The sequence below is a fragment of the Streptomyces sp. NPDC049879 genome, from assembly GCF_044461265.1.
Lineage (GTDB): Bacteria > Actinomycetota > Actinomycetes > Streptomycetales > Streptomycetaceae > Streptomyces.
Map to the genome: position 1 here is coordinate 136549 of NZ_JBITKT010000003.1, position 24980 is coordinate 161528.

The 24980-nt window shown below is 74.6% G+C and carries 16 protein-coding genes and 2 riboswitches; of the genes, 7 read left to right on the top strand and 9 right to left on the bottom strand.

What is annotated here, in order from left to right; all coding sequences use genetic code 11:
* The first annotated feature begins 305 nt into the window (after window positions 1–305).
* The 3 genes from ACIBPC_RS11685 to ACIBPC_RS11695 all read left to right on the top strand — a co-directional run bounded on the left by ACIBPC_RS11685 (window position 306) and on the right by ACIBPC_RS11695 (window position 3726).
* Window positions 306–929 carry a TetR/AcrR family transcriptional regulator gene (locus ACIBPC_RS11685; RefSeq protein WP_398843254.1) on the top strand — a complete coding sequence of 208 codons (624 nt, stop codon included), beginning with the start codon at window positions 306–308 and terminating at the stop codon, window positions 927–929.
* Window positions 926–1525, top strand: a complete 600-nt coding sequence (locus ACIBPC_RS11690; protein ID WP_362959156.1) for an SRPBCC domain-containing protein — start codon at window positions 926–928, stop codon at window positions 1523–1525. The genes ACIBPC_RS11685 and ACIBPC_RS11690 overlap by 4 nt, the downstream gene beginning before the upstream one ends.
* 89 nt (window positions 1526–1614) lie before the next feature.
* The gene (locus ACIBPC_RS11695; protein ID WP_398843258.1) at window positions 1615–3726 is read left to right on the top strand and encodes a GMC family oxidoreductase; all 2112 of its coding nucleotides are present in this window, start codon (window positions 1615–1617) and stop codon (window positions 3724–3726) included.
* Window positions 3727–3778: 52 nt separating this feature from the next.
* Here the strand turns inward: ACIBPC_RS11695 and ACIBPC_RS11700 are convergent, their stop codons facing one another.
* Together ACIBPC_RS11700 and ACIBPC_RS11705 are read right to left on the bottom strand one after the other, a co-directional pair.
* The gene (locus tag ACIBPC_RS11700; RefSeq protein WP_398843260.1) at window positions 3779–4882 is read right to left on the bottom strand and encodes a hypothetical protein; all 1104 of its coding nucleotides are present in this window, start codon (window positions 4880–4882) and stop codon (window positions 3779–3781) included.
* Between the two features lie 68 nt (window positions 4883–4950).
* On the bottom strand, window positions 4951–8874 hold the full coding sequence (locus ACIBPC_RS11705) for a fibronectin type III domain-containing protein (protein WP_398843262.1): 3924 nt from the start codon (window positions 8872–8874) through the stop codon (window positions 4951–4953).
* A gap of 108 nt (window positions 8875–8982) precedes the next feature.
* Window positions 8983–9112, bottom strand: a riboswitch (cobalamin riboswitch).
* Between the two features lie 239 nt (window positions 9113–9351).
* Window positions 9352–9499: riboswitch (cobalamin riboswitch) on the top strand.
* Window positions 9500–9689: 190 nt separating this feature from the next.
* Here ACIBPC_RS11705 and metE point away from each other — a divergent pair.
* The 3 genes from metE (at window position 9690) to ACIBPC_RS11720 (ending at window position 14961) form a co-directional block, all read left to right on the top strand.
* Window positions 9690–12014, top strand: coding sequence for a 5-methyltetrahydropteroyltriglutamate--homocysteine S-methyltransferase (metE, locus tag ACIBPC_RS11710; protein ID WP_398843265.1), 2325 nt, complete (start codon window positions 9690–9692; stop codon window positions 12012–12014).
* A gap of 357 nt (window positions 12015–12371) precedes the next feature.
* Complete coding sequence (locus ACIBPC_RS11715; RefSeq protein WP_398843267.1) at window positions 12372–13469, top strand: ferric reductase-like transmembrane domain-containing protein; 1098 nt, start codon at window positions 12372–12374, stop codon at window positions 13467–13469.
* Window positions 13470–13755: 286 nt separating this feature from the next.
* Window positions 13756–14961 (top strand): MFS transporter, encoded by a 1206-nt coding sequence (locus ACIBPC_RS11720; RefSeq protein ID WP_398843269.1) that lies wholly within the window; start codon window positions 13756–13758, stop codon window positions 14959–14961.
* On the opposite strand, the gene ACIBPC_RS11725 is transcribed toward ACIBPC_RS11720, so the two are convergent.
* The 7 genes from ACIBPC_RS11725 to ACIBPC_RS11755 all read right to left on the bottom strand — a co-directional run bounded on the left by ACIBPC_RS11725 (window position 14928) and on the right by ACIBPC_RS11755 (window position 22812).
* The gene (locus ACIBPC_RS11725) at window positions 14928–15686 is read right to left on the bottom strand and encodes a class I SAM-dependent DNA methyltransferase (RefSeq protein WP_398843271.1); all 759 of its coding nucleotides are present in this window, start codon (window positions 15684–15686) and stop codon (window positions 14928–14930) included. The genes ACIBPC_RS11720 and ACIBPC_RS11725 overlap by 34 nt on opposite strands.
* 92 nt (window positions 15687–15778) lie before the next feature.
* Complete coding sequence (locus tag ACIBPC_RS11730; RefSeq protein WP_398843273.1) at window positions 15779–16240, bottom strand: PPC domain-containing DNA-binding protein; 462 nt, start codon at window positions 16238–16240, stop codon at window positions 15779–15781.
* 111 nt (window positions 16241–16351) lie between these two features.
* A complete protein-coding gene (locus ACIBPC_RS11735) occupies window positions 16352–18370 on the bottom strand; it encodes a TIM-barrel domain-containing protein (RefSeq protein ID WP_398843276.1) in 2019 nt (672 codons plus the stop codon).
* Window positions 18371–18452: 82 nt separating this feature from the next.
* Window positions 18453–19277 (bottom strand): carbohydrate ABC transporter permease, encoded by an 825-nt coding sequence (locus ACIBPC_RS11740; protein ID WP_398843279.1) that lies wholly within the window; start codon window positions 19275–19277, stop codon window positions 18453–18455.
* Complete coding sequence (locus ACIBPC_RS11745) at window positions 19271–20137, bottom strand: carbohydrate ABC transporter permease (protein ID WP_398843282.1); 867 nt, start codon at window positions 20135–20137, stop codon at window positions 19271–19273. The genes ACIBPC_RS11740 and ACIBPC_RS11745 overlap by 7 nt, the downstream gene beginning before the upstream one ends.
* A gap of 287 nt (window positions 20138–20424) precedes the next feature.
* Window positions 20425–21678, bottom strand: coding sequence for an extracellular solute-binding protein (locus ACIBPC_RS11750; protein ID WP_362959122.1), 1254 nt, complete (start codon window positions 21676–21678; stop codon window positions 20425–20427).
* A 123-nt stretch (window positions 21679–21801) separates the two neighbouring features.
* Window positions 21802–22812, bottom strand: coding sequence for a LacI family DNA-binding transcriptional regulator (locus ACIBPC_RS11755; protein WP_398843285.1), 1011 nt, complete (start codon window positions 22810–22812; stop codon window positions 21802–21804).
* Between the two features lie 350 nt (window positions 22813–23162).
* Here ACIBPC_RS11755 and ACIBPC_RS11760 point away from each other — a divergent pair, with 350 nt between their 5' ends.
* The gene (locus ACIBPC_RS11760; protein ID WP_398843287.1) at window positions 23163–24947 is read left to right on the top strand and encodes a beta-xylosidase; all 1785 of its coding nucleotides are present in this window, start codon (window positions 23163–23165) and stop codon (window positions 24945–24947) included.
* Window positions 24948–24980 lie beyond the last annotated feature (33 nt).

Consider the following 24980-nt stretch of genomic DNA (forward strand, 5'->3'; position numbering starts at 1 on the left):
GTTGCGTTGCTTTGCGCAAGAATTTGAGTCGTCCAGTCGCTTCCTTGCGGTTCGGGTCAAGATTTCAAGCATGTCACGCACTTGTCAACGCTTCGCGCAGGGCGTGCACGAGATCCCCAGGACTCGCACGGACCCTCACGGCACGAGGCCGACAGGCCGCCCACATACGGGTCGGAGTTGTGCCCATGCGGTGCGGACGGCTCCGCGCCGCAGGCCTGGCGGCCATTTACGCTACGACAGTTGCGCAATGCGCGCGCCGGGCGTAGCCTCCTTTTCGAAACGGCAGTAGCGAAAAGGAGGCGGACGTGGCAGCGGCACAACCCGGCAGGCCCCGCGACGCGGACGCGGACGCGCGGATCCTCCGCGCCGCCCTCGACCAGCTGATGGCCCACGGATACGCGGGGTTCACCGTGGACAGGGTCGCGGAGCAGGCGGGCGTCGCGAAGACGACGCTCTACCGGCGCTGGCCCACCAGGGACCACCTGGCCATCGCGGTGGTCGCCCGTATGCAGGACGCGGTCGCCGTCCCCGACACCGGCGACATCGCCGCCGACCTCACCGACTACCTGGAGCAGATCGCCCTCGGTCTCCACCGCATGCGCCGCGCCGGACGGCACGGCGACGAGGACCCCCTCTCGTCCGGAGTGGTGGGCGAACTCGTCGCCGCCGCCGCGCGGCACCCCGACACGGGAGAGCTGGTACGCGACCTGTTCGCCCGCCGCAACGGACTCGCCATCGGCCTGCTCGAACGGGCCAGGCGGCGCGGCGCCCTGCGCCCGGACACCGACCCGGAACTGCTCTTCGACCAGCTCGCCGGAGCGCTCTACTACCGGCTGCTGATCACCGGCCGGCCCATCGACCGCGCCTACGCCGAACGCCTCGTCAGAAGCGCGCTCGACGGCGCCCTTCCCCACCAGGAGAACAGATGACCACGCTTCAGGTGACCGACACCGCGCACACCCCCGCGCAGGACATCCCGGCGGACGGTCCGCCCCGCCGGGGCCGCGGACGCCGGCGGCTGCTCACCGGACTCGGCGCCGCACTCGCCGTCCTCACCGCGTACACCGTCTGGACCAATACGGACGCCTACGAGCTGTCCGCCTCGCTGGAGATCGACGCCACCCCCGAGGAGGTCTGGGCGGTCCTCGCCGACCTGTCCGCGTACCCCGAGTGGAACCCCTACATCACGGAGGCCGAGGGTGTGATCGAGGAGGACGCGGGCCTGCGGCTGCTGATGCACGGCGAGAGCGGCGACGGCACCATGACCCCCACCGTGGTCACCGCCGACCCCGGCCGGGAACTCCTCTGGCGGGGAAGCATCGGCCCCGGCCTGCTGTTCGACGCGGAACACCGCTTCACCATCGAGCCCCTGGAGGGCGGCGGTGTGCGGCTCACGCAGAGCGAGGACTTCACGGGCGTGGCCGTCCCGTTCTACCGCGGCGTCCTCCACGGCGAGACCCTGCCGCAGTTCGAGGCGATGAACGAGGCGCTCGCCGAGCGGGTGGCCGCGCTGCGCGACGCCTGACCTGCGCGGTCGGGGGCGGGGGCGATTGACCGGGTGGGGCGGCGCCCGTATCGTCCCACCCGCCGCCGTCCCACCCCCCTGGAGCACGTGTGCCCGCCAGCGAGTCCCCGATACCCGTGCCGTCCGAGTCCGCCGCCTACGCGCCGCTGCTCGACACGCTCCTCCCCCGGGACGGCTATCCCTCGGCGGTGGACGCCGGGGGGCTCGCGTTCCTGCGCCGGGCGCTGGCGGAGGACCCCGCCAGGAGGGAACGCGCCGGACGGGTCCTCGCCCTCGTCGCCACCCGCGCCCGCGCCCGCCACGGCCGGGAGTTCGCCGCTCTGACGGACACGGAACGGGCCGCCCTCCTCGACGGCCTGGCCGGTGAGCCGGACCTCAGGTGGTTCGCCGGGCTCGCCGCCGAGGGCTACTTCGCGGACGAGGCGAACGGCGGCAACGCGGGCGCCGCCTCCTGGGCCATGACCGGCTGGCGGCCCGGCCCTCCCGCCTACCTCGCCGCGCGCCCCGCCCCCGAGCCGCGGCACGCCGCCGTCACCCCCGGCGGGCTCGCCGCGCGGTACGACGCCGTGGTCGTCGGCTCGGGCGCGGGCGGCGGCGCCGCCGCCTGCCGCCTCGCCGAGTCGGGCCGCAGCGTGCTGGTCGTGGAGTCGGGCGCCTGGCCGGGCGCGGAGGAGCTGGCCGCCGACCACCTGCGCAACCCCCGTACGACCTGGGGCTTCCCGCCCCTCAGCGGCCCGGCCCCCGAGGGCAACCCCCGGCTCCTCGACGACGGGACCCGGCTGCTGCCCCTCTCCCCCACCGACCCCCGGTGGAGCAACAACGCCATGACCGTCGGCGGCGGCACCCGCGTCTACGGCGCGCAGGCGTGGCGCTTCGGCCCCGTGGACTTCCGGATGGCGTCCCACTACGGCGTCCCCGAGGGCAGCGCCCTGGCCGACTGGCCCTTCGGGTACGAGGAGATGGCGCCGTTCTACGAGCGGGCCGAGTGGGAGATCGGGGTGAGCGGCGGCGCCGACGCCGGCCCGCACGGCGGCACGCGCGCCAGGCCGCTGCCGATGCCGGCCCTGCCCACCGGGCCCGCGCACGAGGTGCTGCGCGCGGGCGCGGGACGGCTCGGGCTGTCCCCCGTTTCGGTGCCGCTGCTGATCAACTCACAGCCCTACCAGGGCCGTTCGGGCTGCGCGCAGTGCTCGCTCTGCGTGGGCTTCGCCTGCCGCGTGGACGCCAAGAACGACAGCAGGAACACCCTGCTCGCCCGCGCGTTCGCCACCGGCAGGTGCCGCATCCTCACGGAGGCGACGGCGGCCCGGCTGCTTGTCGGGCGCGGCGGACGGGTGGAGGGCGTGGCGGTCGCCGGGCTGCGGGACGGCGCCGTGTGGCGTACGGAGGTGCGCGCCGGTGAGGTCGTCCTGGCGGGCGGCGCCGTCGAGACGGCGCGGCTGCTGCTCAACTCGGCCCACGACGGCGAGCCCCGCGGCGTCGGGAACGCGGCCGACCAGGTGGGCCGCCACCTCCAGGGGCACCTGTACGCGTCGGCCGTGGGGATCTTCGCCGATCCGGTGGAGGACATGGTCGGCCCCGGCCCGTCGATCGCGGTGACCGACTTCCGGCAGGACAACCCGGGGATCGTCGGCGGGGGCATCCTGGCGCGGGAGTTCGTGCCGACCCCGGCCGCCACGTACCACTACCTGGCGGACACCGGGATCATCCCGCCGTGGGGCGCGGAGGCCAAGCGCGGCATGCGGGACCTGTCGCTGCGGATGCTGCGGCTCGCCGCGCCGATCCAGGAGGTGACGACGGCGGACGCCCGCGTGCGCGTGGCCCCGGGGACGCGGGACCGGCTGGGGATCCCCGTCGCCGTGCTGGGCGGGCACCCGCACGCGGAGGACCTGCGCGGGCAGGCGTTCCTCGCCGAGCGGTGCGTGGAGTGGCTGACCGCCTCCGGCGCGCGGCGGGCCGTACGCGCCGGGCTGACGCCGCCGGACGCCGGGCCGAGCGGCGGGCAGCACCAGGCGGGGACCTGCCGGATGGGCACCGACCCGGCCTCCTCGGTGACCGACCCGTGGGGCCGCGTCTGGGGGCACGACAACCTGCGCGTGGTGGACGGCTCGGCCCTGGTGACCAACGGCGGGGTGAACCCGGTGCTCACCATCTTCGCCAACGCCCTGCGCGTCGCCGACCACATGACGGCCGGCCGGTAGCCGCGCCCGCGCCGGGGGCGTCCCGGCGCGGGCGCGGACGGCGCGCGGTCCGTCAGGCGGTGCAGGGCACCGGCGTCGGGGACGTGAAGGACGGGTCGAGCGGGAACGGCGTCCCCGCCGCGCCCCAGACGGCCTGCTGCGTGGCCAGCTGGTCGGGGGCGCCGGAGCTCCACGGCGAGGCGAACGCGCCGACGTCCGAGGCGGGGGCGTCGCAGCCGATCTGCCAGCTCAGCAGCGAGTCGTACGGGGTGCTGCCGCCGACCTGCCAGGCGGTCCCGGCCGGGTCCTCGCCCGCGGCCGCGATGGCCTGGACGACGAGGGCGGTCGAGTTGGGGTCGGAGCCGTAGCCGGGGGCGAACGGGAAGCCCGCGTCGGCCTCCTGGGCCCCGGCGAGGTAGTCGAGGGCGTCGTCCACGGCCGCGCCGTAGGCGGTCGCGTCGACGGCGGCGAACGCCTGGACGGCGAGGGCCGTCGAGTTGGTCTCGGGCCCGGACGCGGTGCAGGCGACGGTGGTGTCCGCGCGGTAGGACGGGAAGCCCCCGGCCGCGGCGGCGGGCGAGGCGGCGTCGCACTGCTGGTCCGCGAGCCAGTTGCGCGCGGTGGTGGGGACGGTCTCGCCGTGGGCACGCAGGCCGAGGAGGGCGAGGGACTGGCGGAACACGCCGTCCCACGTGGGATCGGCCGTGCCGTAGAGGCCGCTGGAGGTGAGGGTGCCGTCGAGGCGGTCGAGCAGGTCCACGCCGCCGAAGTCGGTGGGGTCCTCGCCCGCCGCGTCGGCGAGCAGCAGCAGGTAGCCGATGCGGCCGGGGTCGTCGGCGCCGCCGACGGCGATGATGTCCGCCGCGTTGGCGGTGAGCCAGTCCACGGCGTCGTCGAAGGTGGCCTCCTCGGCCCCCGCGGCGGCGAGCGCGAGCGCGGACTGCGCGGTGTCGGAGACGTTGGCCCCGCCCGCGGGGAGGGGGATGTACGCGCCGTCCGCGTCGGTCGCGAACTGGTCGGCGAGCCAGCCCGCGGCGTAGTCGGCGGCGGTCTGCGGGTCGTCGGTGGGCGGGTCGGCGTGCGCCGCGCCGACCGGGACGGACAGGGCGAGCGCGACACCTGCCGCGAGCGCGGTGAAAACGGATCTACGCGGACGAATCGCTGCGCGTATGGACACGTGTTCTCCTGTGATGGGTGGCCCGGGGCCGGTGTGGCCCCGGTGTCGGGGGGTCGTGTCGGGGGGTGTCAGGGAGTGCGTGCGGCCGGTGATCCGCGCCGCCGGGAGCGGCGCAGGAGGAGGCCGAGGGCGCTGAGCGCGGCGGCCAGGAGCAGGACGAGCGCGGGGTCGGCGCCGGTGGAGGGCAGGGTGCCGCCCGGGGCGCCGCCGGGCGGACCGCCGCCGCCCGTGGCGGGGTCGGTGACGATCTCGAACGCGGCCCAGGCCGCCGCGCCGTTGGCGAGGTCCACCAGTCCCGCGGTGACCGTGCCGGGCGCGGCGTCGGCGGGGACGGTCCAGGTGAACGTCACCCGGCCCCGTTCGTCGGCGGTGCCGTCCGGCAGCTGGGCCGTGGCCGCGCCGCTGAGTCCGGCGGCCACCGGGCGGCCCGGGGTGAAGCCCTCGCCGCCGAGGGTCACGGTCTCGCCCGGCCTGACGGCGGCGGGCGTGGCGGTGACGGCGGGTTCGGTGACGGGGTCGGGGCCGCCCGGGTCCTCGGGGCCTGGTTCGAGGGGGTCGACCGGGTCGACGGGCGGCGGCTCCGCGATGCCGATGGCGCCCATCGCGGGCAGGCCGAGGCCCAGGACGGCCTGGGTGGTGGAGCGGCGCCACTCGTCGCGGACGGTGCCGTCGAGCCCGTAGCGGCGGCCGTCGTCGTACGCCTCGGGGTTGTACGCGAGGGCGCCCGCGTCGTCGCCGCCGGTCAGCTGGAGCGTGCGCAGCCAGTCGGCGGCGCGGTCGGCGGCGCCGGTCTGCCCGGTGGCGGCGAGGGTCTGGGCGATGAGGCCGGTGGAGTTGGCGTTGGGTTCGCGGGTGGGTCCCGTGCCGCCGAACGCGCCGGTGGCGGTGTCCTGGCGGGAGAGCAGCCAGCCGACGGCGCGGCCGAGGACGCGGTCGAGCCCTTCGGTGCGCGGGACGGTCAGCAGGGCCTGGACGGCCAGGGCGGTGGTGTCGGTGTCGCCGGCGCAGGTGCCGCCGCCGGTGTCGGGGGTGAGGCGGAAGCCGCCGGAGGGGCACTGGCGTTCCGTCAGGTCGGCGACGGCCGCCTCGGGCACGCCGTCGCCGGTGCGGGCGAGGGCGAGGACGGCGAAGGACTGGCCGAACGTGTTGCCGCTGTCCTGGCCGCCCGGGGCGCGGTCGGCGAAGCGGCCGGTGTCGGGTCCCGAGGTGACCATGAGGCCGCGCAGGGCGGCCTCCAGGTCGAGGCCGTCGGCGTCGTGGATGTCGTGGCCGGTGGCGGCGAGGACGAGGGTGAGCTTGGCGAGCGGTCCCGACAGCAGCGTGCCGGGGGCGGGGGTGACGTAGCCGGCGGCGTGCCCGGCGAGGGTGTCGGCGGTGCGCTGCGCGGTGGCGCCCGCCGGGTCGGCCGCCGCGAGGGCGAGGAGCGCGTCGGCGGTCAGGCCCGGGTCGGGCGTACCGGCGCGGTCCAGGATGTGGCCGCCGCGCTGGAGTTCGCGGGTGAGCCAGGCGAGGGCGTCGGCGGCGTCGGGGTCGGTGCCCGTGAGGGGCACGACCTCCCAGGTCGCCCGCGCCGTACCGGAGTTGCCCGCCGGGTCGGTGGCCGTGACGGTGAGGGTGTGCGTGCCGTCGCCGAGGCCCTCGGCGCGCCAGGGCGAGGTGCACGGGGCGGGCTCGGCGCCGTCGAGCGCGCAGGCGGTGGTGGCGGCCGGGTCGTCCACGGTGAACTCGGCGGTCGCGTCGCGTTCGGTGCCGCGGGGCGCGGGGACGGCGGTGAGGCGTACGGTCGGCGCCTCGTCGTCGGGGCCGGTGATGCGGCGGACGCGGTGCTGCTGGCCCTCGGCGACGAGGACGTTCCCGGCGGGGTCGGCCGCGACGGCGTAGCCGCCCTGGACGCGGGCGCGCGTGGCGGGGAGGCCGTCGCCGCCGTATCCGGGTGTGCCGTCGCCCGCGACGGTGGTGATGGTCCCGTCCGGGTCGATCCGGCGGACGGCGCCCGGCTGCGAGACGTACAGCTCGCCCCCGGGACCGGCGGACACGCCGCCGGGCGAGAGGAGTTGCGCGCGGGTGGCGGGGCCGCCGTCGCCGCCGTGCCCGGCGGTGCCGTCGCCCGCGACGGTGCTGACGGTCCCGGTGGCGGTGTCCAGGCGGCGGACGCGCTGGTTGCCCGGGTCGGTGACGAGGACGCCGCCCGACGCGTCGACGGCCAGCGCGGCGGCCGAGCTGAACGAGAACGCGGCCTCGGTCGCGGGCCCGCCGTCGCCGGAGAACCCGGCGCGGCCCGTTCCGGCGAACGCGGTGACGACGCCGGTGTCCGGCGCGAGGGCGCGGACGCGCGACGCGTTGGTGTCGCTGACGTACGCCGTCCCGTCCGGGGCGACGGCGATGCCGCTGGGGGAGCCGATCCTGGCGTCGGTGCCGGGGCCGCCGTCGCCGGTGTCGCCGCGCGATCCGGTGCCGAGGACGGTGGTGATGGTGCCGGTGGCGGCGTCCACGCGGCGGACGCGGCGGTTGCCGGTGTCGGCGATCCACAGGTCGCCGTCGGGGCCGATCGCGACGGCGTTCGGGTCGCGGAGCGACGCGTCGGTGGCGGGGCCGCCGTCGCCGCCGTAGCCGCGTGTGCCGTTGCCCGCGACGGTGGTGACGGTCCCGGTGGCGGCGTCCACGCGGCGGACGCGCTGGTTGCCGGTGTCGGCGATCCAGATGTCGCCCGACGCGTCGGTGGCGACGCCGAACGGGTTGCTGAGCGCCGCGTCGGCCGCCGGGCCGCCGTCGCCGGAGAAGTCCTGGGCGCCGGTCCCGGCGAGGGTGGTGATCCGGCCGGGCACGAGGTGGGGGTCTGCCGCGGTGACGGCGACGGGCGCGGAGGGCGCCGAGGGCGCGGACGCCCCGGCGGCGTTCACCGCCAGGACGGTGAACGTGTACGCGTCCGCCGGGTCGAGGCCGGTGACGGTGGCGGTGGTGCCGGTGGCCGTGGCGGTGGCGCCGCCGGGCTCGGCGCGGACGGTGTACGAGGTGACGGGCGCGCCGCCGTCGTCGCCCGGCGCGCGCCAGGTGACGGTCGCCTCGCGGACGCCGCCGCGCGCCCGCACCTGGTCGGGGGCGGCGGGGGCGGTCGTGCCCGGCGCGGCGGGGACGACCGGGTCGCTGGGGGCGGACGCGGCGGACTCGCCCGCGCCGTTCAGGGCGCGGACGCGGAAGGTGTACGGGGTGCCGGGGGTGAGCCCGGGCACGGTGGCGGTGGTCGTGTCGCCGGGCACCTCCACGCGCGCGCCGCCGGGCGCGGCCTCGACGGAGTAGCCCGTCACGGGCGCGGTGCCCGCGGGGCGGTCCCAGGTGACGGTGGCGGCGGCGATCCCGGCGGCGGCGCGGACGCCCGTGGGGGCGGCGGGGACGCTCGCGGGGGGTGCCTCGCAGCACAGGACGTCCCAGTCGGGGGCCTGCCGTGGCTGCGGGGCCTGGGCCTCGGCGCCGCGTGTCTCGACGTAACGCCAGCCGTCCACCGAGCCGTTGGCGAGGCGGCGGGTGCCGGGGCCGACGCCGGAGTAGGCCCAGCCGGGGCCGCGGGAGGCGTCGTGCGCCCAGTAGGACCAGTAGCGGGTGGTGCCGTCCGGGCGGGTCTCGCCGCAGCCGGTGGCGGGGTAGCCGTCGATGGCGCAGACGAGGCCGTTGGTGTGGAAGCGCACGGTGTGGCCGGTCAGCGTGAACATCTCGGCGCCGGTGGGCGGGCGGCCGGTGCCCCCGGTCGCGGTGCTGACGCAGGACCAGGTGACGGCGGGGGCGGGGCGTTCGCCGGCCAGGGGGTCGGCGACGGTGCCGAAGTCGATCACGAGCCCGGCGCGGCCGGAGGGCGCGCACTCGGCGGCGGTGCCCGTGTCGGCCGTGGCGGGGACGGTCTGGACGAGGAGGCCGAGCAGCAGCAGGAGGAGGACGGCCGGGAGGGCCCGTCGCCGCGCCGGGGCGCGGTCGAGTCTTCGTGCGGCCGGTCCGTCCATGGGGGTCCCCTCCCGAGTGCGCCGCGCGTGTCCCGGGGAGGAGGGAAGGCATCCGGCGCGGGGGCGGCCGGGCGTCTTCGCTGTCCGCAGTCCACGACGGATGTCGACGAAGCATCACCGCGCCGAGGGCGATCCGACTCGCACCCCGCCGGGACGGCGGGATGCCCACGGTTGCGGGACAGTGCCGGAATTCGACCGGCTTCTCCCACGGCATGGCACCACATGTCCGTTCCGATGGCCGGGCGGTACCCGGGGGTGACCGTGAACTGACCGTCGCGCGGGCTGTCTTGCGCGGGTCCGATCGTCAACCGACCGTCGAATCGAACGGATGTCACTGTGGCACACTCCGATTCGCAGGACAACCGGCCCTGGCGCCGGGCGGTGTCCGCGATGCGAGCGGTGTGGTGCGCGGCCCCCGGCGGCCCTCTAGGCTGGCGGCAGCAGCTGGTCCGCCCTGCCCGCCAGGCAGGCGCGTCGTAAGAGGGAACCCGGTGGGAATCCGGGACTGCCCCGCAGCGGTGAACGGGAACGACCGCCGTCATACAGCACTGGGCCCCCCGGGCCCGGGAAGCGACGGCCAGTAGGAGTCCTCCCCGTGAGGACGCGCCCGTGAGTCCGAAGACCTGCCCGCTGCCCGTGCGCGGCCCGCCGCGCGCGGACATCCCGGTGACCCCGAGGGCGGGTCGGCGTGCACACCAGGCGGACGGCCGTGCCATGGCGATGGCACGCGGTACACCGTCGCCGCCAGGTCGTCACCCCTTCGCGCCCCTCCCCCGCCGGGATGGTCAGGACACACGCTCGCGAAGGAGAGATCCGTGACATCCGAGTCCGCAGCCGCGGCACCGCAGGCCACCGTCCACGGCTACCCCAGGCAGGGGCAGAACCGGGAACTGAAGAAGGCGATCGAGGGCTACTGGAAGGGCCGCGTCACCGCCGAGGCCCTCCGCGCCACCGCCGGAGAACTGCGCCGCGCCAACTGGCGGCAGCTCGCCGACGCAGGCATCCACGAGGTGCCCACCGGCGACTTCTCGTACTACGACCATGTGCTCGACACGACCGTCATGGTCGGCGCGATCCCCGAACGCCACCGCGCCGCCGTCGGGGCGGACGCGCTGGACGGCTGCTTCGCCATGGCGCGCGGCACGCAGGACGTGGCGCCGCTGGAGATGACCAAGTGGTTCGACACCAACTACCACTACCTCGTCCCCGAACTCGGCCCCGACACCGCGTTCACCGCCGACTCCGCCAAGCAGACCGCGGAGCTGCGCGAGGCCCTCGCCCTCGGCCTGGCCGCGCGCCCGGTGCTGGTCGGCCCCGTCACGTACCTCCTGCTCGCCAAGCCCGCGCCCGGGGTGGCCGACGGCTTCGAGCCGCTCTCGCTGCTCGACCGGCTGCTGCCCGTCTACGCCGAGGTGCTCGCCGACCTGCGGGCGGCGGGCGCCGCGTGGGTGCAGCTGGACGAGCCGGCGCTCGCCGCCGACCGCACGCCCGCCGAACTGGACGCCGCCGCCCGCGCCTACCGGGTGCTCGGCGGGGCCGCCGACCGGCCGAAGCTGCTGGTCGCCTCCTACTTCGACCGCCTCGGCGAGGCGCTGCCCGTGCTCGCGAAGGCGCCCGTCGAGGGCCTGGCACTGGACTTCACCGGACGGGCCGCCGCGAACCTGGACGCGCTCGCCGCCGCGGGCGGGCTGCCGGGCAAGCGCCTCGTCGCGGGCGTCGTGGACGGCCGCAACATCTGGATCAACGACCTGGAGAAGTCCCTCACCACGCTGGGCACCCTCCTGGGCCTGGCCGACCGGGTGGACGTCGCCCCCTCCTGCTCGCTGCTCCACGTGCCGCTGGACACGTCGGCCGAGCGCTCCATCGACCCGCAGCTGCTGCGCTGGCTCGCGTTCGCCCGGCAGAAGACGGCCGAGACCGTGACGCTCGCCCGCGCCCTGGCGCACGGCACGGACGCCATCGCCGCCGAACTGGCCGCCAACCGCGCCGACCTGGCCTCCCGCGCCGGGTCCCCCCTCACGCGCGACCCGGCGGTACGGGCCCGTGCCGCCGCCGTGACGGAGGCGGACGCGCGCCGCTCCGCGCCGTACGCCGAGCGGGCCGCCGCGCAGCGTGCCGCGCTCGGCCTGCCGCTGCTGCCGACGACGACCATCGGCTCGTTCCCCCAGACCACGGCCCTGCGCACGGCCCGCGCCGACCTGCGCGCCGGGCGGATCGGCACCGCCGCGTACGAGGAGCGCGTCGAGGCGGAGATCCGCGACGTGCTGGCCTTCCAGGAGGAGGCGGGGCTCGACGTCCTCGTGCACGGCGAGCCGGAGCGCAACGACATGGTCCAGTACTTCGCCGAGCAGCTCACCGGCTACCTGGCCACCGACCACGGCTGGGTGCAGTCCTACGGCACCCGGTACGTCCGCCCGCCGATCCTGGCCGGCGACATCTCCCGCCCCGAGCCGATGACGGTCCGCTGGACGCAGTATGCGCAGTCCCTCACCGACCGCCCGGTCAAGGGGATGCTGACCGGCCCTGTGACGATGCTGGCGTGGTCGTTCGTCCGCGACGACCAGCCCCTCGGCGACACCGCGCGGCAGGTCGCCCTCGCCCTGCGCGACGAGGTGGCCGACCTGGAGGCGGGCGGCGCGGCGGTGATCCAGGTGGACGAGCCCGCGCTGCGCGAGACGCTGCCGCTGCGCGCCGCCGACCGCCCGGCGTACCTCGCCTGGGCCACCGAGGCCTTCCGCCTGGCCACCTCGGGGGTCGCGGCGGCCACGCAGATCCACACGCACATGTGCTACGCCGAGTTCGGCGACATCGTGGGGGCCATCGACGACCTGGACGCCGACGTCATCAGCCTGGAGGCCGCCCGTTCCCACATGCAGGTGGCCCGCGAGCTGGCCGCGCACGGCTACCCGCGCGAGGCGGGGCCGGGCGTGTACGACATCCACTCGCCGCGCGTGCCCGGCGTCGAGGAGGCGGCGGCGCTGCTGCGCGCGGGCCTGGACGCGATCCCGGCGGAGCGCCTGTGGGTCAACCCGGACTGCGGGCTGAAGACGCGTGACTGGCCGGAGACCCGCGCGTCGCTGGAGAACCTGGTCGCCGCCGCCCGTACCGTCCGCGCCGGACTGCCGGGGCGCGGCGCCTGACCGGCGGCCGGGGGCCGGACTGCTCGGGGTCCGGCCCCCGGCACGCCACCACCGCCCGTGCCGTCGCGCGGAAGGGCCGGTGAGTTCCCGGCGGCAGCGGAATTTCCCGGTTTTCCTCCGCGAAGGGAAACGCGCGCATTTCGTACGGCGAATCCCGTCGGCGCGTACCGCGAGCTGCCGCGAGAACGCCGGACGTCCTTTCCCCGATACCGGAATCCGGAACGGAAACAATGTCTTCCGCGCCGGGTGAATTGTCGTTACCCTCCACCGCAGGGAGCGCCTGACCGACGAAGTCGCCAGGGGCCGTCCGGCAGTTGGCGGCCCGTCGGCGAGCCGTACCGAAACGGGAGTGGTGTGATGGCAGAGGTCTCCGGTCCGGCGGTGTCCCCTCCACGGCAGGGGAAGCGGCGCGGGGAGGGTTTCGACTGGGCCGGTCTCCGTGCCGACCTGCGCGGCGCGGTGCCCGACGCCACGATCGCCCTGGTGCTCACCGGGCTCATCTACTGGCTGTTGTACGCGCGCGTCGAGAACGGCTCGTCGGCGACGACCCGGATCATGCCGATGCTGGCGGACGCCGACCTGTTCTGGATGTACTGGATGTCCCAGGCGTTCGGCTGGACGGCGATGCTGTGGGCGTACGTGACGGTGGTCTTCGGCCTGCTGCGCTCCGGGCCGCGTCCGCGCTGGAACTGGCTGCCGGCCGCGCGGCTGGAGAAGTGGCACCGCACCACCAGCCTGACGACCATCGGGCTGATGTTCATGCACGCGCTGTTCTTCTTCACCGACCAGATCAGGGACAACAGGACCCGCTGGTCGTTCGGGCGCAGCCTGTGGACCGCGTTCGTCGACGTCTTCGTGCCGGGCGGCTACTCCACGGGCACCGGGCGCGTCGCCATCCTGGTGGGGCTGCTGGCCCTCTACCTGGCCATCCCGCTCGGCCTCGCCTTCTACCTGCGGCACCGCACCGGGGCGCGCATGTGGCTGGCGCTGCACCGGTTCGTGATCGTGGTCTACATCCTCAGCGCCTGGCACACGCTGCTCTACAGCAGCCAGGCGTGGTACGACGGGCCGTTCCGCACGATGATCTGGCTGCTCCAGATACCGCTCGCCGCCCTGCTGCTGGCGCGCCTGATGGCGCCAGCGCGGCCGGGTGAGCGGCTGAGGCAGCGCGGCGGGGCGAAGCGGGACCGGGCGCTGCCGGTGCCGGCGCGGCTGGTGGGCAGGCTCGTGGTGGCCGCGACGCTCGTCGGTCTCGTCGCCGTCGTCGTGACCGGCGTGGACGGCGGGCGGCCGAGGGACGGGGCGTCCGCGCCGCCGTGGCCGGACCAGTGGGTGCTGTGGCTGGGGCTGCTGCTGTTCGTCGCGGCGGTCGTCGCCGTCGTCGTGCGGCTGCGGCCGAGGGGCGGGGCCAGGGACGCGGCGGCGGCGGACGGGCGGGCGGCCGACCGCGTGTGAGACAGAGGGACGGCGGCCGGGGAAATACGGTCCGGCCGGGCCGGGATATGGTTTCCCGCAGAGAAGTCGTCCGCGAACGGGCTCCGGTTCCCGGGAATGCGCAGCGGGTTGACGAAATGGCCGCGACGCGGCCCGAATTGGCGGGCGGAATGCGCGGCCACCGGTTTTGCGGCCGCCCCGCCGCACGGCCCGATTTCCGTCGCACCGGGGAACTCCACGCCCGCCCAGCGCGACAGGTCCGGTGGCGGAACTCCCCTTTTCGGGGAACGGGAGGAACGGAGGCGGGATGAGTGCGGGTACGGTCGCAGGGCCGCGGGCCGCGCTGACGGGACCGCACATCGCGCTGCTCGCGGGCGGCTTCCTCGTGAACACCGGCACGTTCGCGGTCTACCCGTACCTGGCCGTGCTGCTGCGGGAGCGCATGGGCATCGGCATGGCGGCGGTCGGCGTCGTCCTCGGCGCGGCCACCTTGCTCCAGTTCGCGAGCGCGCCGTTCACCGCCGCGTTCGCCGAACGGGCCGGGCTGAAGCGGTCCCTCGTGCTCGCCACCTGCCTGTACCTCCTGGGCGCGGTGACCTACCTGGCGGCGGTGGGGCGGCCGGTGCTGATGGTGCCCGCGCTGTTCCTGAGCTGTCTCGCGGGCGCGCTCTACTCCCCCGCCTACCGCGCCTACCTGGTGCACTCGGCGTCCACCGCGCAGCGGCCGCGCCTGGTCTCGGCGGGCAGCGCGGCGGGCAATGTGGGCATCGCGTGCGGCCCGGTGGCCGGTGCCCTGTTCCGCGACGACCCGGGGACGCTGTTCGCGCTCACCACGGGGCTGTACGCCGTGCTCGCGGTGGGCCATCTCCTGCTGCGCCCCGAACGGCCCGCCCGTGACGGGGCGGCCGTCGAGCCGTTCCGCCGGGTGCTGCGCGGGCTGGCGCGGGTGCCGTTCGCGGTGACCGTGCTCACCCACTACCTGTACATGCAGTTCTACCAGTACCTCGCGCTGTTCACGGAAGGGCGGCTGGCCACGGCCGTCTTCGGCGTGATCATGATGGGGTACTCGCTGGGGCTCGCCGTGCTCCAGCCGCTGCTGGCCGGGTGGGTCGGCCGCGCGCGGCACACGGTGGCGATGGCGGTCGGCTTCTCCTGCATGGCCGCCGGGACGGCCGCGTTCGCCGGCGGGCACACGGCCGGTGTGGCGGCCGGTGCCCTGGCGATGAGCGCGGGGACGGCCGTGCTGTTCCTGAAGAACGACCTGGAGGCGCTCGCGCTGTCGCGGCGGTCGGCGGCGGTGACGTTCGGGCAGCAGCGCCTCGCGGTCGGGGTGGGGGCGATGCTGAGCGGCGTAGCCGGCGGCGCGGTGTACGGGGCGTTCGAACGGGCGGGCGCGCTCCCGGGGTTCTGGCTGGCCGTGGCCGCGCAGTGCCTCGTCCTCCCGCCGCTGGTGCTCGCGGCGCTGCGCGGCCGGGGCGGTCAGGAGGGTGGCGGCGGCGCGGGCTTCTCGTAGACCGTCACATACATGCCCTCGGCGCGGAACGGCTCGCGCCGCCAGCCGCCCCACCGGTCGCGGCGCTCCAGGCCCGCGAGGCGGGCCATCAGGTCCAGTTCGCCCGGCCACGCGTAGCGCATGAACGCCGGTGCCAGGCGGATGCCCTGCTCGCCGATCAGCACGTGCTGCCCCTCGAAGCGCTGCTCGACGGGGTCGTGCCGGACGGCGGTGAGCCGCACGTGGCCGAGGCCGACCTGATGCGCCTCGACGCGCTGGTTCCGGTCGTACCGCGCCACGTCGGGCATCGGGCACTCCAGGACGAACCTGCCGCCGGGCACCAGCCGCCGCGCGGCGTTCGCGAAGCAGCGGACCTGCTCCTCCTGCGTCTGCAGGAAGAAGAAGGTGGAGAAGACGACGAAGACCATGGCGAACCGGTCGCCGCTGTCCGGGGCGACGTCCGCCATGTCGCCGATGGTGACCGGTATCCGCTCGCCGCCCGGCTTGGCGCGCATCCGCGCCACCATCGCCTCGGACGCGTCGATGCCGTGCAGCTCCACGCCGCGCGCGGCCAGCGGGAGCGTCACCCTGCCGGTGCCGACGGCCAGTTCGAGGACCGGTCCCGGCGGGCCCTCGCCGATCAGCGCGGCGAGGAGGTCGACGGCGGGGGTGGGGTCGATCCGGTGCCACTCGTCGTAGACGTCGGCGTTCAGCTCGCCGTAGGTCTCCGGTCCGTGCTGCTCCATGGGCGTCCCTCCCGGTGGCGGCGTGCCGTGCTGCGGCACACTCCACTGGTCGGGCGGGGCGGCGGCGGAGTTCCCGGCACCGCCCGTGCCGGTCAGGCGGCCGGGCCGTCGGAGGACGCGTGAGGGGCGATCAGCGCGAGCCCTGTCTCGGGATCGACGCGTTTGCGCAGGTGGGTGGGGGTCTCCGTGACGATGACCTCCATCGTCGGGAAGACGACGGCCCGCTGGAGGTGGCCGCCGACGGCCGAGGAGTCCCGGCGCCCGAGCACGATGTGGGCGTGCAGCGCGGGCCGGTCGTCCTGGAGGGCGATGTCGCCGAGCAGGGAGAGCACCTCCATCTGCTCGGTGAACGAGGTGGCGCGGTAGTCGGCGGCCTCCGGGTCGAACCAGCCGAGCGTCGCCTCGCGGCAGGCCCCGACGGCGGTGAGGCCAGCCCCGGTGACGCGCTCGGCGCGGGCGAACGCGGAGATCTCCGCGAACGCCTCGTCGCCCTTGGCCAGGACGAGGAGATACGTCCGCAGTCCGTTCGCCTCGAAGATCTTCCTGGTCTGCATCCGGTCCTCGCCTCCGCGCCCCTGGCCGTCCCCGCCACGGTAGGACGGCCCCCGGCGGCGCGCACGGCGGGCGCCGCCGGGCGGGCGCGCGGGCCCGCCCGGCGCGGCCCGTCAGTCCCCGGCGGGGGCGCGCAGCGGCAGGTCCGCGCCCTCGGTGGTGAACACCGGTATGCGCTCGATCGGCGCGGCGGCCGTCAGCGTCGTGCCGCCCGCGTACACCTCGCCCGTCCACGCGTCGGTCCACGTGCGGCCCAGCGGCAGCCGCACCGTGCGCTCCGTCGCGCCGGGCTCGGTGACGGGGGCGACGAGGATGTCCGGGCCGAACATGAACTGGTCCTCCACCTCCCACGCCGCCGGGTCGTCGGGGAAGTCGACGAACAGCGGGCGCATCGGCGGGACGCCCTCGGCGGCGGCCACCCGCATCTGCTCCTGGATGTACGGCCGCAGACGCTCGCGCAGGCGGAGCTGCTCGGCGATGACGCCGTACGCCCGCTCGCCGTACGACCACACCTCGTTGGGCCCGCCGGTCTGCGCGTGGCCGGTGGGGGTGCGCGGCTCGCGGTCGCCGTGCAGGCGGAACAGCGGGCAGAACACGCCGTACTGGAACCAGCGGACCATCAGTTCCTGGTATGCCGGGTCGCTCGCGTCGCCGCCGTGGAAGCCGCCGATGTCGGTGGTCCACCACGGGATGCCGGAGACGGCGACGTTGAGCCCCGCCCTGACCTGGACGGCGAGGGACTCCCAGGTCGCGGGGATGTCGCCGGACCAGACGGCCGCCCCGTACCGCTGCGAACCGGCCCATGCCGAGCGGCTGAGCAGCACGGTCGGCGCGCGCCCCTCGGCGGCCATGCCCTCGGCGAACAGGCGGGCGTTCTCGCGCGGGTAGATGTTGGCCACCTCGGCGCCGGGACCGGCGTGGAGGACGAGGTTGCCGGGGTGGGCGGGGGCGAGTTCGGGCTCGGAGGCGTCGAGCCAGAAGACGTCGATGCCGTGCTCCAGGTAGTTGCGGCGGACCAGGTCCCAGACGAACGCGCGGGTGTCCGGGTTCGTCGGGTCGTAGAACGCGACGGGCATCGGCGTCGCCATGCCCTTGTCCTGGATCATCTGGTGCACCTCGACGCCCTGGTCGGTGCCGGTGAGCAGCCCCCGGTCGCGGTACTCGGCGAAGTGCCGCGACAGCGGGGAGACGGTCGGCCATATGGAGACCATCAGCTTGACGCCCAGCTCGGCCAGTTCGTCCGCCATCGCGCGCGGGTCCGGCCACTCGGCGGGGTCGAACGCGTAGTCGCCCATCGCCGTCCAGTGGAAGTAGTCGGCGACGATCACCGACATCGGCAGGCCGCGCCGCTTGTGCTCGCGGGCGACGCCGAGCAGCTCCTCCTGGTCGAGGTAGCGCAGCTTGCACTGCCAGAACCCGCTGGCCCACTCGGGCAGTTCGGGGCTGTGGCCGGTGGCGTCCGCGTACCGGCCCAGGATGCCGCGCGGCGTGTCCGCGGCCGTCACCCAGTAGTCGATCTCGCGGGCCTGCCCGGCGTGCCAGCGGGTGGCGTCCGCGCCGAACTCGACGCGCCCGACGGCCGGGACGTTCCACAGGAAGCCGTAGCCCCTGCTGGAGAGGACGAACGGGATGTTCACCTCGGCGTTGCGCTGCACCAGGTCGAGCCCGAGGCCCTTGACGTCGAGCCGCCCGTGCGTGCGCTGGCCGAGGCCGTACAGCCGCTCGCCGTCGTACGCGGCGAACTGCGCGGTGATCCCGTACGCGCCGGAGCGGTTGCCCTGGTAGGAGCGCGCGCCCGGCATCCAGAAGTGCTGGCGGCTCTCGGCGAGCAGCGGCTCGCCGGTCGCGGTCCTGCTGAACGTGAGCAGCGGCTCCGGGTAGGCGGCCGACGTGTCGTGCTCGACGGTGACGGTCAGGCCGCCGTTGACGAGCGTGGCGCGGTGCGCCTCCGCCGTGATCAGGGGCTCGCCGCCGGGCGGCGGGACGTCGTCCAGGGCGCCGTGGCTCTCGGCCGGTATCCGGTACTGCGCGGCCCTGACCCGGACGCTGTCGGCCCCCCAGGCGGCGATGCGCAGGACCTCGTGCCGGTGCCTGACCTCGAGGACGCCGTCGGTGGTACGGAAGGTGACCACGGAACTTTCTCCGAACGTGTGCGTGGTGGAACGGGCGGCACGGCGTCGTACCGCCTGACAGGGCAAGGAGGGTGATTGTCCGTCAGTTCTTGACGGCCCCGGCGGTGACGCCCGCCGCGACGTAGCGCTGCGCGACGACCAGCAGTACGGCGGCCGGGATGGACGCGACCACGGCGGTGGCCATGATGGAGTTCCACTCCTGGTTGTTGTTGCCGATGTACCGGTAGATGCCGAGCGTGATGGGCCGGCTGTCGCCGCCGCCGTCGAGCGTGCTGGCGAAGATGAAGTCCGACCACGCCCACAGGAAGGCGAACAGCGAGACCGTCACCATCGCGTTCCTGCTGACCGGCAGGATCACCGAGCGGAACGTCCGCCACGGCCCGGCGCCGTCGATCTTCGCGGCCGAGATCAGCTCCTGCGGGATGCCCGCCATGAACGCGGTGAAGATCAGCACGCCGAACGGGACGGCGATCGTGGAGTCCGCGACGATCAGGCCCCACCAGGTGTTCAGGATGCCCAGGTTGAGGAAGATCCCGTAGAAGCCCATCGCCATGATGATGCCGGGGATCATCTGCGCGATCAGCAGCAGGAAGCTGAGCAGGCCGCCGCCGCGCGGGCGGAGCTTGGCCAGCGCGTACCCCGCCGGAGCGGCTATCAGCAGGGTCAGCGCCACGGTGCCGAAGCCGATCAGCAGGCTCGTGCGCAGGTACGGCAGCTGGTCGTCGAGGACCGCCGTGTAGCCGTCGAACGTGGGGTGCAGCGGGAACCAGTCGGGCGGGTCCTTCCGCATGTCCTGCGACCTGGTCAGCGAGACGTTGACCATCCAGTACACGGGGAAGAGCATGACCGCCGTCAGGACGAGGCCGACCGCGGTCCGCCAGGAGGGGCGCCGTGTCGTGTTCACCATTCCTCCTGGCGCTTCTGCACGCGGATGTAGACCAGTCCGAAGACCAGCGCGATGACGATGAGCAGGTTGCCGACCGCGGCGCCGGGGCCGAAGTGCGGGAGCAGCGAGCCGAAGCCCAGCTCGTAGGACCAGGTCGACAGGGTCGTGGACGAGGTGCCGGGGCCGCCGCGCGTCATGATCCAGATGATGTCGAACACCTTGAGCGTGTAGACGAGTCCGAGCAGCACGGTGATCGCCGACACCGGGCGCAGCAGTGGGAACGTGATGCGCCGGAACTGCTGCCAGGCGGACGCGCCGTCGAGCGACGCGGCCTCGTACAGCTCGTGCGGGATGTTCTGGAGGCCGCTGTAGAGCAGCACGAGGTTGAACGGGACGCCGATCCAGATGTTCGCGACGACCACCGCGACCAGCGACCAGTGCGGCGACGTCAGCCAGTTGATCTGGCCGATGCCGAACGCCTCCAGGGCGGCGTTGACGACGCCCGACTCGCTGTTCATCATCCAGGACCACACGGACCCGGACACGATCAGCGGCAGCAGCCACGGGACGAGGAACAGCGCCCGCAGTGTCCCCGCGAGGCGGAAGTTCTTCTGGAAGAACACCGCGAGCGCCAGCCCGATGCCGTACTGGAAGACCAGGGACGCCAGGGTGAAGACGAGGGTGTTGCGCAGCGCCGGGCCGAGCGTGGGGCTGTCGAGCACCTCTGCGAAGTTGTCCCAGCCGACGAACGGGGCGTCGCCCCGGACGAAGGACGCGACGGTGTAGTCCTTGAAGCTCAGCTCGATGTTGCGGTAGAGCGGGTAGGCGTAGAACGTCACCAGGTAGATCACCAGCGGTGCCAGGAAGCACCAGGCGACCACGCCCGTCGCCGTGGGGCCGCGGCGCCCTCGCCCGTTCCCCCGCCTGTCTCGCCACCTTCCGGTGGCCGGTACGGCTGTCATCGGTCTTTCCTCGCTGTCGTGCGCTGTCCGGCTCGCCGTGTCAGGGCGCGTCTTTCGGGTCTTGTCGGGTCAGGCCGCGTTGTCGGATGCGGTGCCTCGCAAGGCGGAGCATCGCAGCTCGTACTCGGTCGTACTCGCGCGATGCGACAACGCAGCGAGGTGCCGTAGCCGGCAGCGCGGCCCCGGCAAGACCCGGAAGACGCGCCCTAGTCGCCGGTGCCGGACGCGGCGGCCTGCTGGGCGGCTTCGAGGGCGTCCTGCGGGCTCTGGCTGCCGGAGAGCGCGTTCTGCACGGCGGTCCACAGCTGCTCGGATATCACCGGGTAGTCGGTGCCCAGGTCGGTGGTGCGGCCGCGGGCGGCGCCGACGGCCTCGACCCAGGGGGCGAGGGCCGGGTTGTCCTCGACCTGCTGGGCGCGCAGGTCCTCGATCGGCGCGATGTAGGAGAGCGCCGTGTCGGTCTCCAGCAGGTTCTCCGGGTTCACCAGGCAGTCGACGATGGCGGCGGTCGTCTCGTACCGACCGTCGTCGCCCTGCACCGGGGCGGTGACGAACTCGCCGCCGGTCGCGCCGGGGGCGGGGCCGCCGGCGGCGGACGGGATGGTGAGGACGCCGTAGTCGATGCCGGACGCCTCGGCGGCGGCGAGCTGCCAGGTGCCGTTCTGGGCGAACGCGTAGTCGCCGGTCTCGAACTCCTGCCAGCTGACCTGCTGGCTGTTGCTGATGACGGAGTTGGGCGCGTAGCCGGCGTCGAGCCAGCCCTTCCACAGCTCCAGCGCGGAGACGGCCTCGGGCGACGCGATGTCGTGCAGGTCGGCCCCGGCGCCCCACAGCCACGGGAGGAACTGGAAGGAGCCCTCCTCGGTGCCGATGCCCGCGAAGGTGATGCCCTTGTGCCCGGCCGCCGTGACCTGCTCCAGCGCGTCCGTGAGGGACTCCCAGTCGGTGACCGAGGCGGGGTCGACACCGGCGTCGGCGAGGACGTCGGCGTTGTAGTAGAGGGCGGTGGTGTTGGCGCCGATCGGCACGCCGTAGGAGGCGCCGTCGCTCTGGCCGGGCGCGAGCAGGTTCTCGGCGAAGGCGGAGGTGTCCAGGCCGAGGTCGTCGGTGCTCGTCAGCAGGCCCGCCTCGGCGAGGGTCGAGACGACCGGGTTGTCCAGCACGATGATGTCGGGCGAGTTGCCCTGCTGGCCGGCGAGCAGGGCCTGGGTGGTGAGGTCGGACGTGTCGTAGCCGGTGCGGTCGATGGTGACGCCCGTCTCCTCGGCGCAGTGCTGGACCTGCTGCCCCCACGCGCTGTCCTCGTCCCACTGGGGGTACGGGTCCCAGAAGGTGAAGGTGCCGGACGCGGAGTCCGAGCCGCCGCCCGAGCCGGAGTCGGAGCAGGCGGTGACGCCCGCGAGCACGCCGATGGCCATGGCGGTCGCCCCGGCGGAGCGGAAGGTGAGGTGTCGTCTCATGACGGGTGTCTCCGAACGTTCGTGGTGCCAGTGGTGTGTCGTGTCGAACCGGTTCGACGGCCAGGGAAGGGCCGGCGGCTCCTCCGGTGCGGTGGGGTCGTGCGGTGCCGGGCGGGGCCGGGATCAGACGCGGGCGGTGCTGGCCCGGTCGGTGAGGTGCGGGGCGGCGAGGTGGACCCCGTACGGGCCCGCCCGTTCGCCGTCCTCCATGCGCTTGACGAGCTGGTGGATCGCCAGGCGGCCCAGCTCGGCGGGCGAGGTGTCCACGGCCGTGTACGGCAGGGAGAACGCCCGCCCGAACGCCCGCGAGTAGAGGCTGACGACGGAGAGCCGCTCCGGCACGGACACGCCGTGCTCGTGCAGCGTCATCGGCAGGGGTGCGGCCGAACCGTCGTTGTGGACGACCAGCGCGGTCGCGTCGGGGTGCGCGTCCAGCACGGCGCGCAGGGCGCGTCCGCTGGAGGGCTGCTCGTTCTCGCCGTAGTGGGTGTGGATCTCGACGCCGAGCCGCGCGGCGTGCTCGACGGCCGCGTCACGGAAGCGCCAGCTGTAGGAGACGCCCCGGTCGAAGACCTCCTGCGCGGGGGTGATCAGGATGATCCGGCGGTGGCCGAGCCCGTGGAGGTGGTCGAGCAGGACGCGCGCGGCGGCCGCGAAGTCGAGGTCGAACACGTCGAGTCCCGCCGGATCGTTCGGCAGGCCGACGAGGACGCCGGGCTTCCCCGAGGCGCGCAGCGGTTCGAGGCGGGGGTCGTCGTGCGTGACGTCGAGCAGGACGACGCCGTCCACCATGCCGGTCTTGGTGACGCGCCGCAGCGCCTCGGGCCCGTCCACGTCCGTGACCATCAGGATGTCGTAGCCCAGGTCGCGGGCGGTGTCCGTGATGGGCAGCAGGTACTGGAGCACGGCGGGGGCGAACTCGTCCTCGTGGAAATGCAGCATCAGCCCGATGACCTTGGTCCTGGACGTCGCGAGCGCCTGCGCCCCGGCGTTGGGGGTGAAGCCGAGGGTGGTGATCGCGTGCTCGATGCGGCGGCGGGTCTCGTCGGAGATGGCGCGCTTGCCGGAGAGTGCGTACGACACGGTGCTGCGGGAGACACCCGCCGCCCGTGCCACGTCCCCGATGGTCGCCATCTGTGTGCCCTCGCTCGTCGTCGAACGTTCGTCGAACCGGTTCGACGGAACCTAGCACCGCCTCCCCCGGAGCACAACACCCTTGCGCGGACTTGCGTCAGCGGGCGGGGGACGGCCGGGCCCGGCGCGGCGAACCGGTTCCGTCCTTCCCCTTGACCGCCCTCCCGCCACGCCTTTAACTCTCTTCGAAGCGGTTGGCGAACCGGTTCGACAGCGCCGCCTGCCCGTGAGCCGCCGGGCAGGACGGCCGGCGCGCCGCCGGGTACGCCCGGGGGTCACGCGCCCACGATGGCGGCCCGACTCGTGCGTCCCCGCGTCAGCGCCGGGGCGCCGCCGGAAGGGATGACGTCTTGCCGCGACCACCAGCGAGAAAGCGACGACTCCGTGCCACCACCACCCTGCTCACCCTCCTCTCCACCGCGCTGGCCGTCGCCGTGAGCGGGCCGGGCACCGCACAGGCCGCCGCACCGCGGACCGTCACCGTCGACTTCGCCGCGTCGGTCGGCCCGGCCGAGGGCGTGGGCTCCGGCTTCCTGTACGGGCTGACCGAGGACGGCGCCGGGCCGGACGACAGCCTGCTCGCGCCGCTCGCGCCCCGCTCGGCGCGCGGCGGCGGCGCCCGCCTCGACGGCGGCGGCTGGGCCGGGGACGGCTACGCGGCCGGGTCCGGATACCAGCGGCGCGTCGAGTCGGCCCTCGACCAGGCACGGCGGCTCAGCACGCCGCCGTACGACGCGACGTACGACCTGCTCGTCAGCGACGTGTGGGGCGCCGACACGACCCAGGCCGCCGACACCGTCTACCCGTGCACGAACGGGGACTGCGCGAACTGGGAGCAGTTCGTCGAACGCCTCGCCCGCGACGTGACGGCCTCGGGGCTCGACGTGCGCTTCGACATCTGGAACGAGCCGGCGGGCGCGTTCTTCCCGCCCGGCTTCAACACCGAGCAGTACTACCGGATGTGGGACAGCGCGGTGCGGACGCTGCGCCGCGTCGTGCCGGACGCGGAGATCGTCGGCCCGTCCCTGTGGGACTTCAGCCCGAACAACATCGCGCCGTTCCTCGACCACACGAAGGCGGCGGGCACGCTGCCGACCATCCTCAACTGGCACTTCAGCAACGACCCGGCCGCCGACGCGCAGACGGCCCGCGGCCTGCTGTCCGAGCGCGGCATCACGGGCGTCGGGCTGACGATGAACGAGTACATCCACGCGCACGAGCAGCACGCCGGGTTCTCCGCCTGGTACCTGGCCCGCATCGCCAGGTCGGGCATCGACTCGGCGTCGCACGCGATCTGGGACGAGTGCTGCGCGGCCGGTCTGCTCGACGGCCTGCTGACGCGCGGCGGCGACGGCGCGCTGCGGCCCACCGGCCGGTGGTGGGTGTACCGGTCGTACGCCGAGCTGACGGGCGACCTGGTGCGGGCGGACGGTTCCGGCACCACGGACGCGGTGGCCGCCGTGGACCCGGCGCGCCACCGGGCCGCTGTGCTGATCGGCGACTCGGGCGGTGACGTCCCCGAGGTGAACCTGACGCTCGACGGGCTCACCGCGGCGGGCATTCCCGGCCTCTCGCAGGTGACGGTACAGCGCATCCCCGACGCGTCGCCGCTCGGCCAGCCGGAGACGGTGACCTCGCAGTTCGTGGGCGCCGGGCAGGACACGGTCGAGCTGTCGTTCGCCGGGCAGGCGGCGCAGGACGCGTTCTTCGTGACGGTGACGCCCTACAGCGCCCAGGTGACGGGCGACGCGGCGGTGACGGCACCGGCCGACACCGCGGACTTCACGTACGGCGTGAACTGGGGCCGTACGGACGGCGTGCCGGACATGTACCAGGGCACGGCCAACTGGAGCTGGAAGCCGGGCTCGACGGCCGTCGTGCGCTTCGCCGGGACGCAGCTGTCGCTGTTCGCCGTCCGTGACGTGGACCAGGCCCGGATGCTCGTCAGCGTGGACGGCTCACCGCCCACGCTGATCGACAACTACCTCCCGGTACGGCGGGCCCAGTCGTCCGTCTGGACGAGTCCGAGGCTGCCGCGCGGTCCGCACACGGTCGTCATCACCGTGGCCGAGGGCAGGAACCCGGCCAGCGTGGGTGCCTCGGTCGCACTGGACAGCGTGCTGGTGACCCGCTGACCCACCGGCGCCCCGCAGCCGACCCCACTGCGG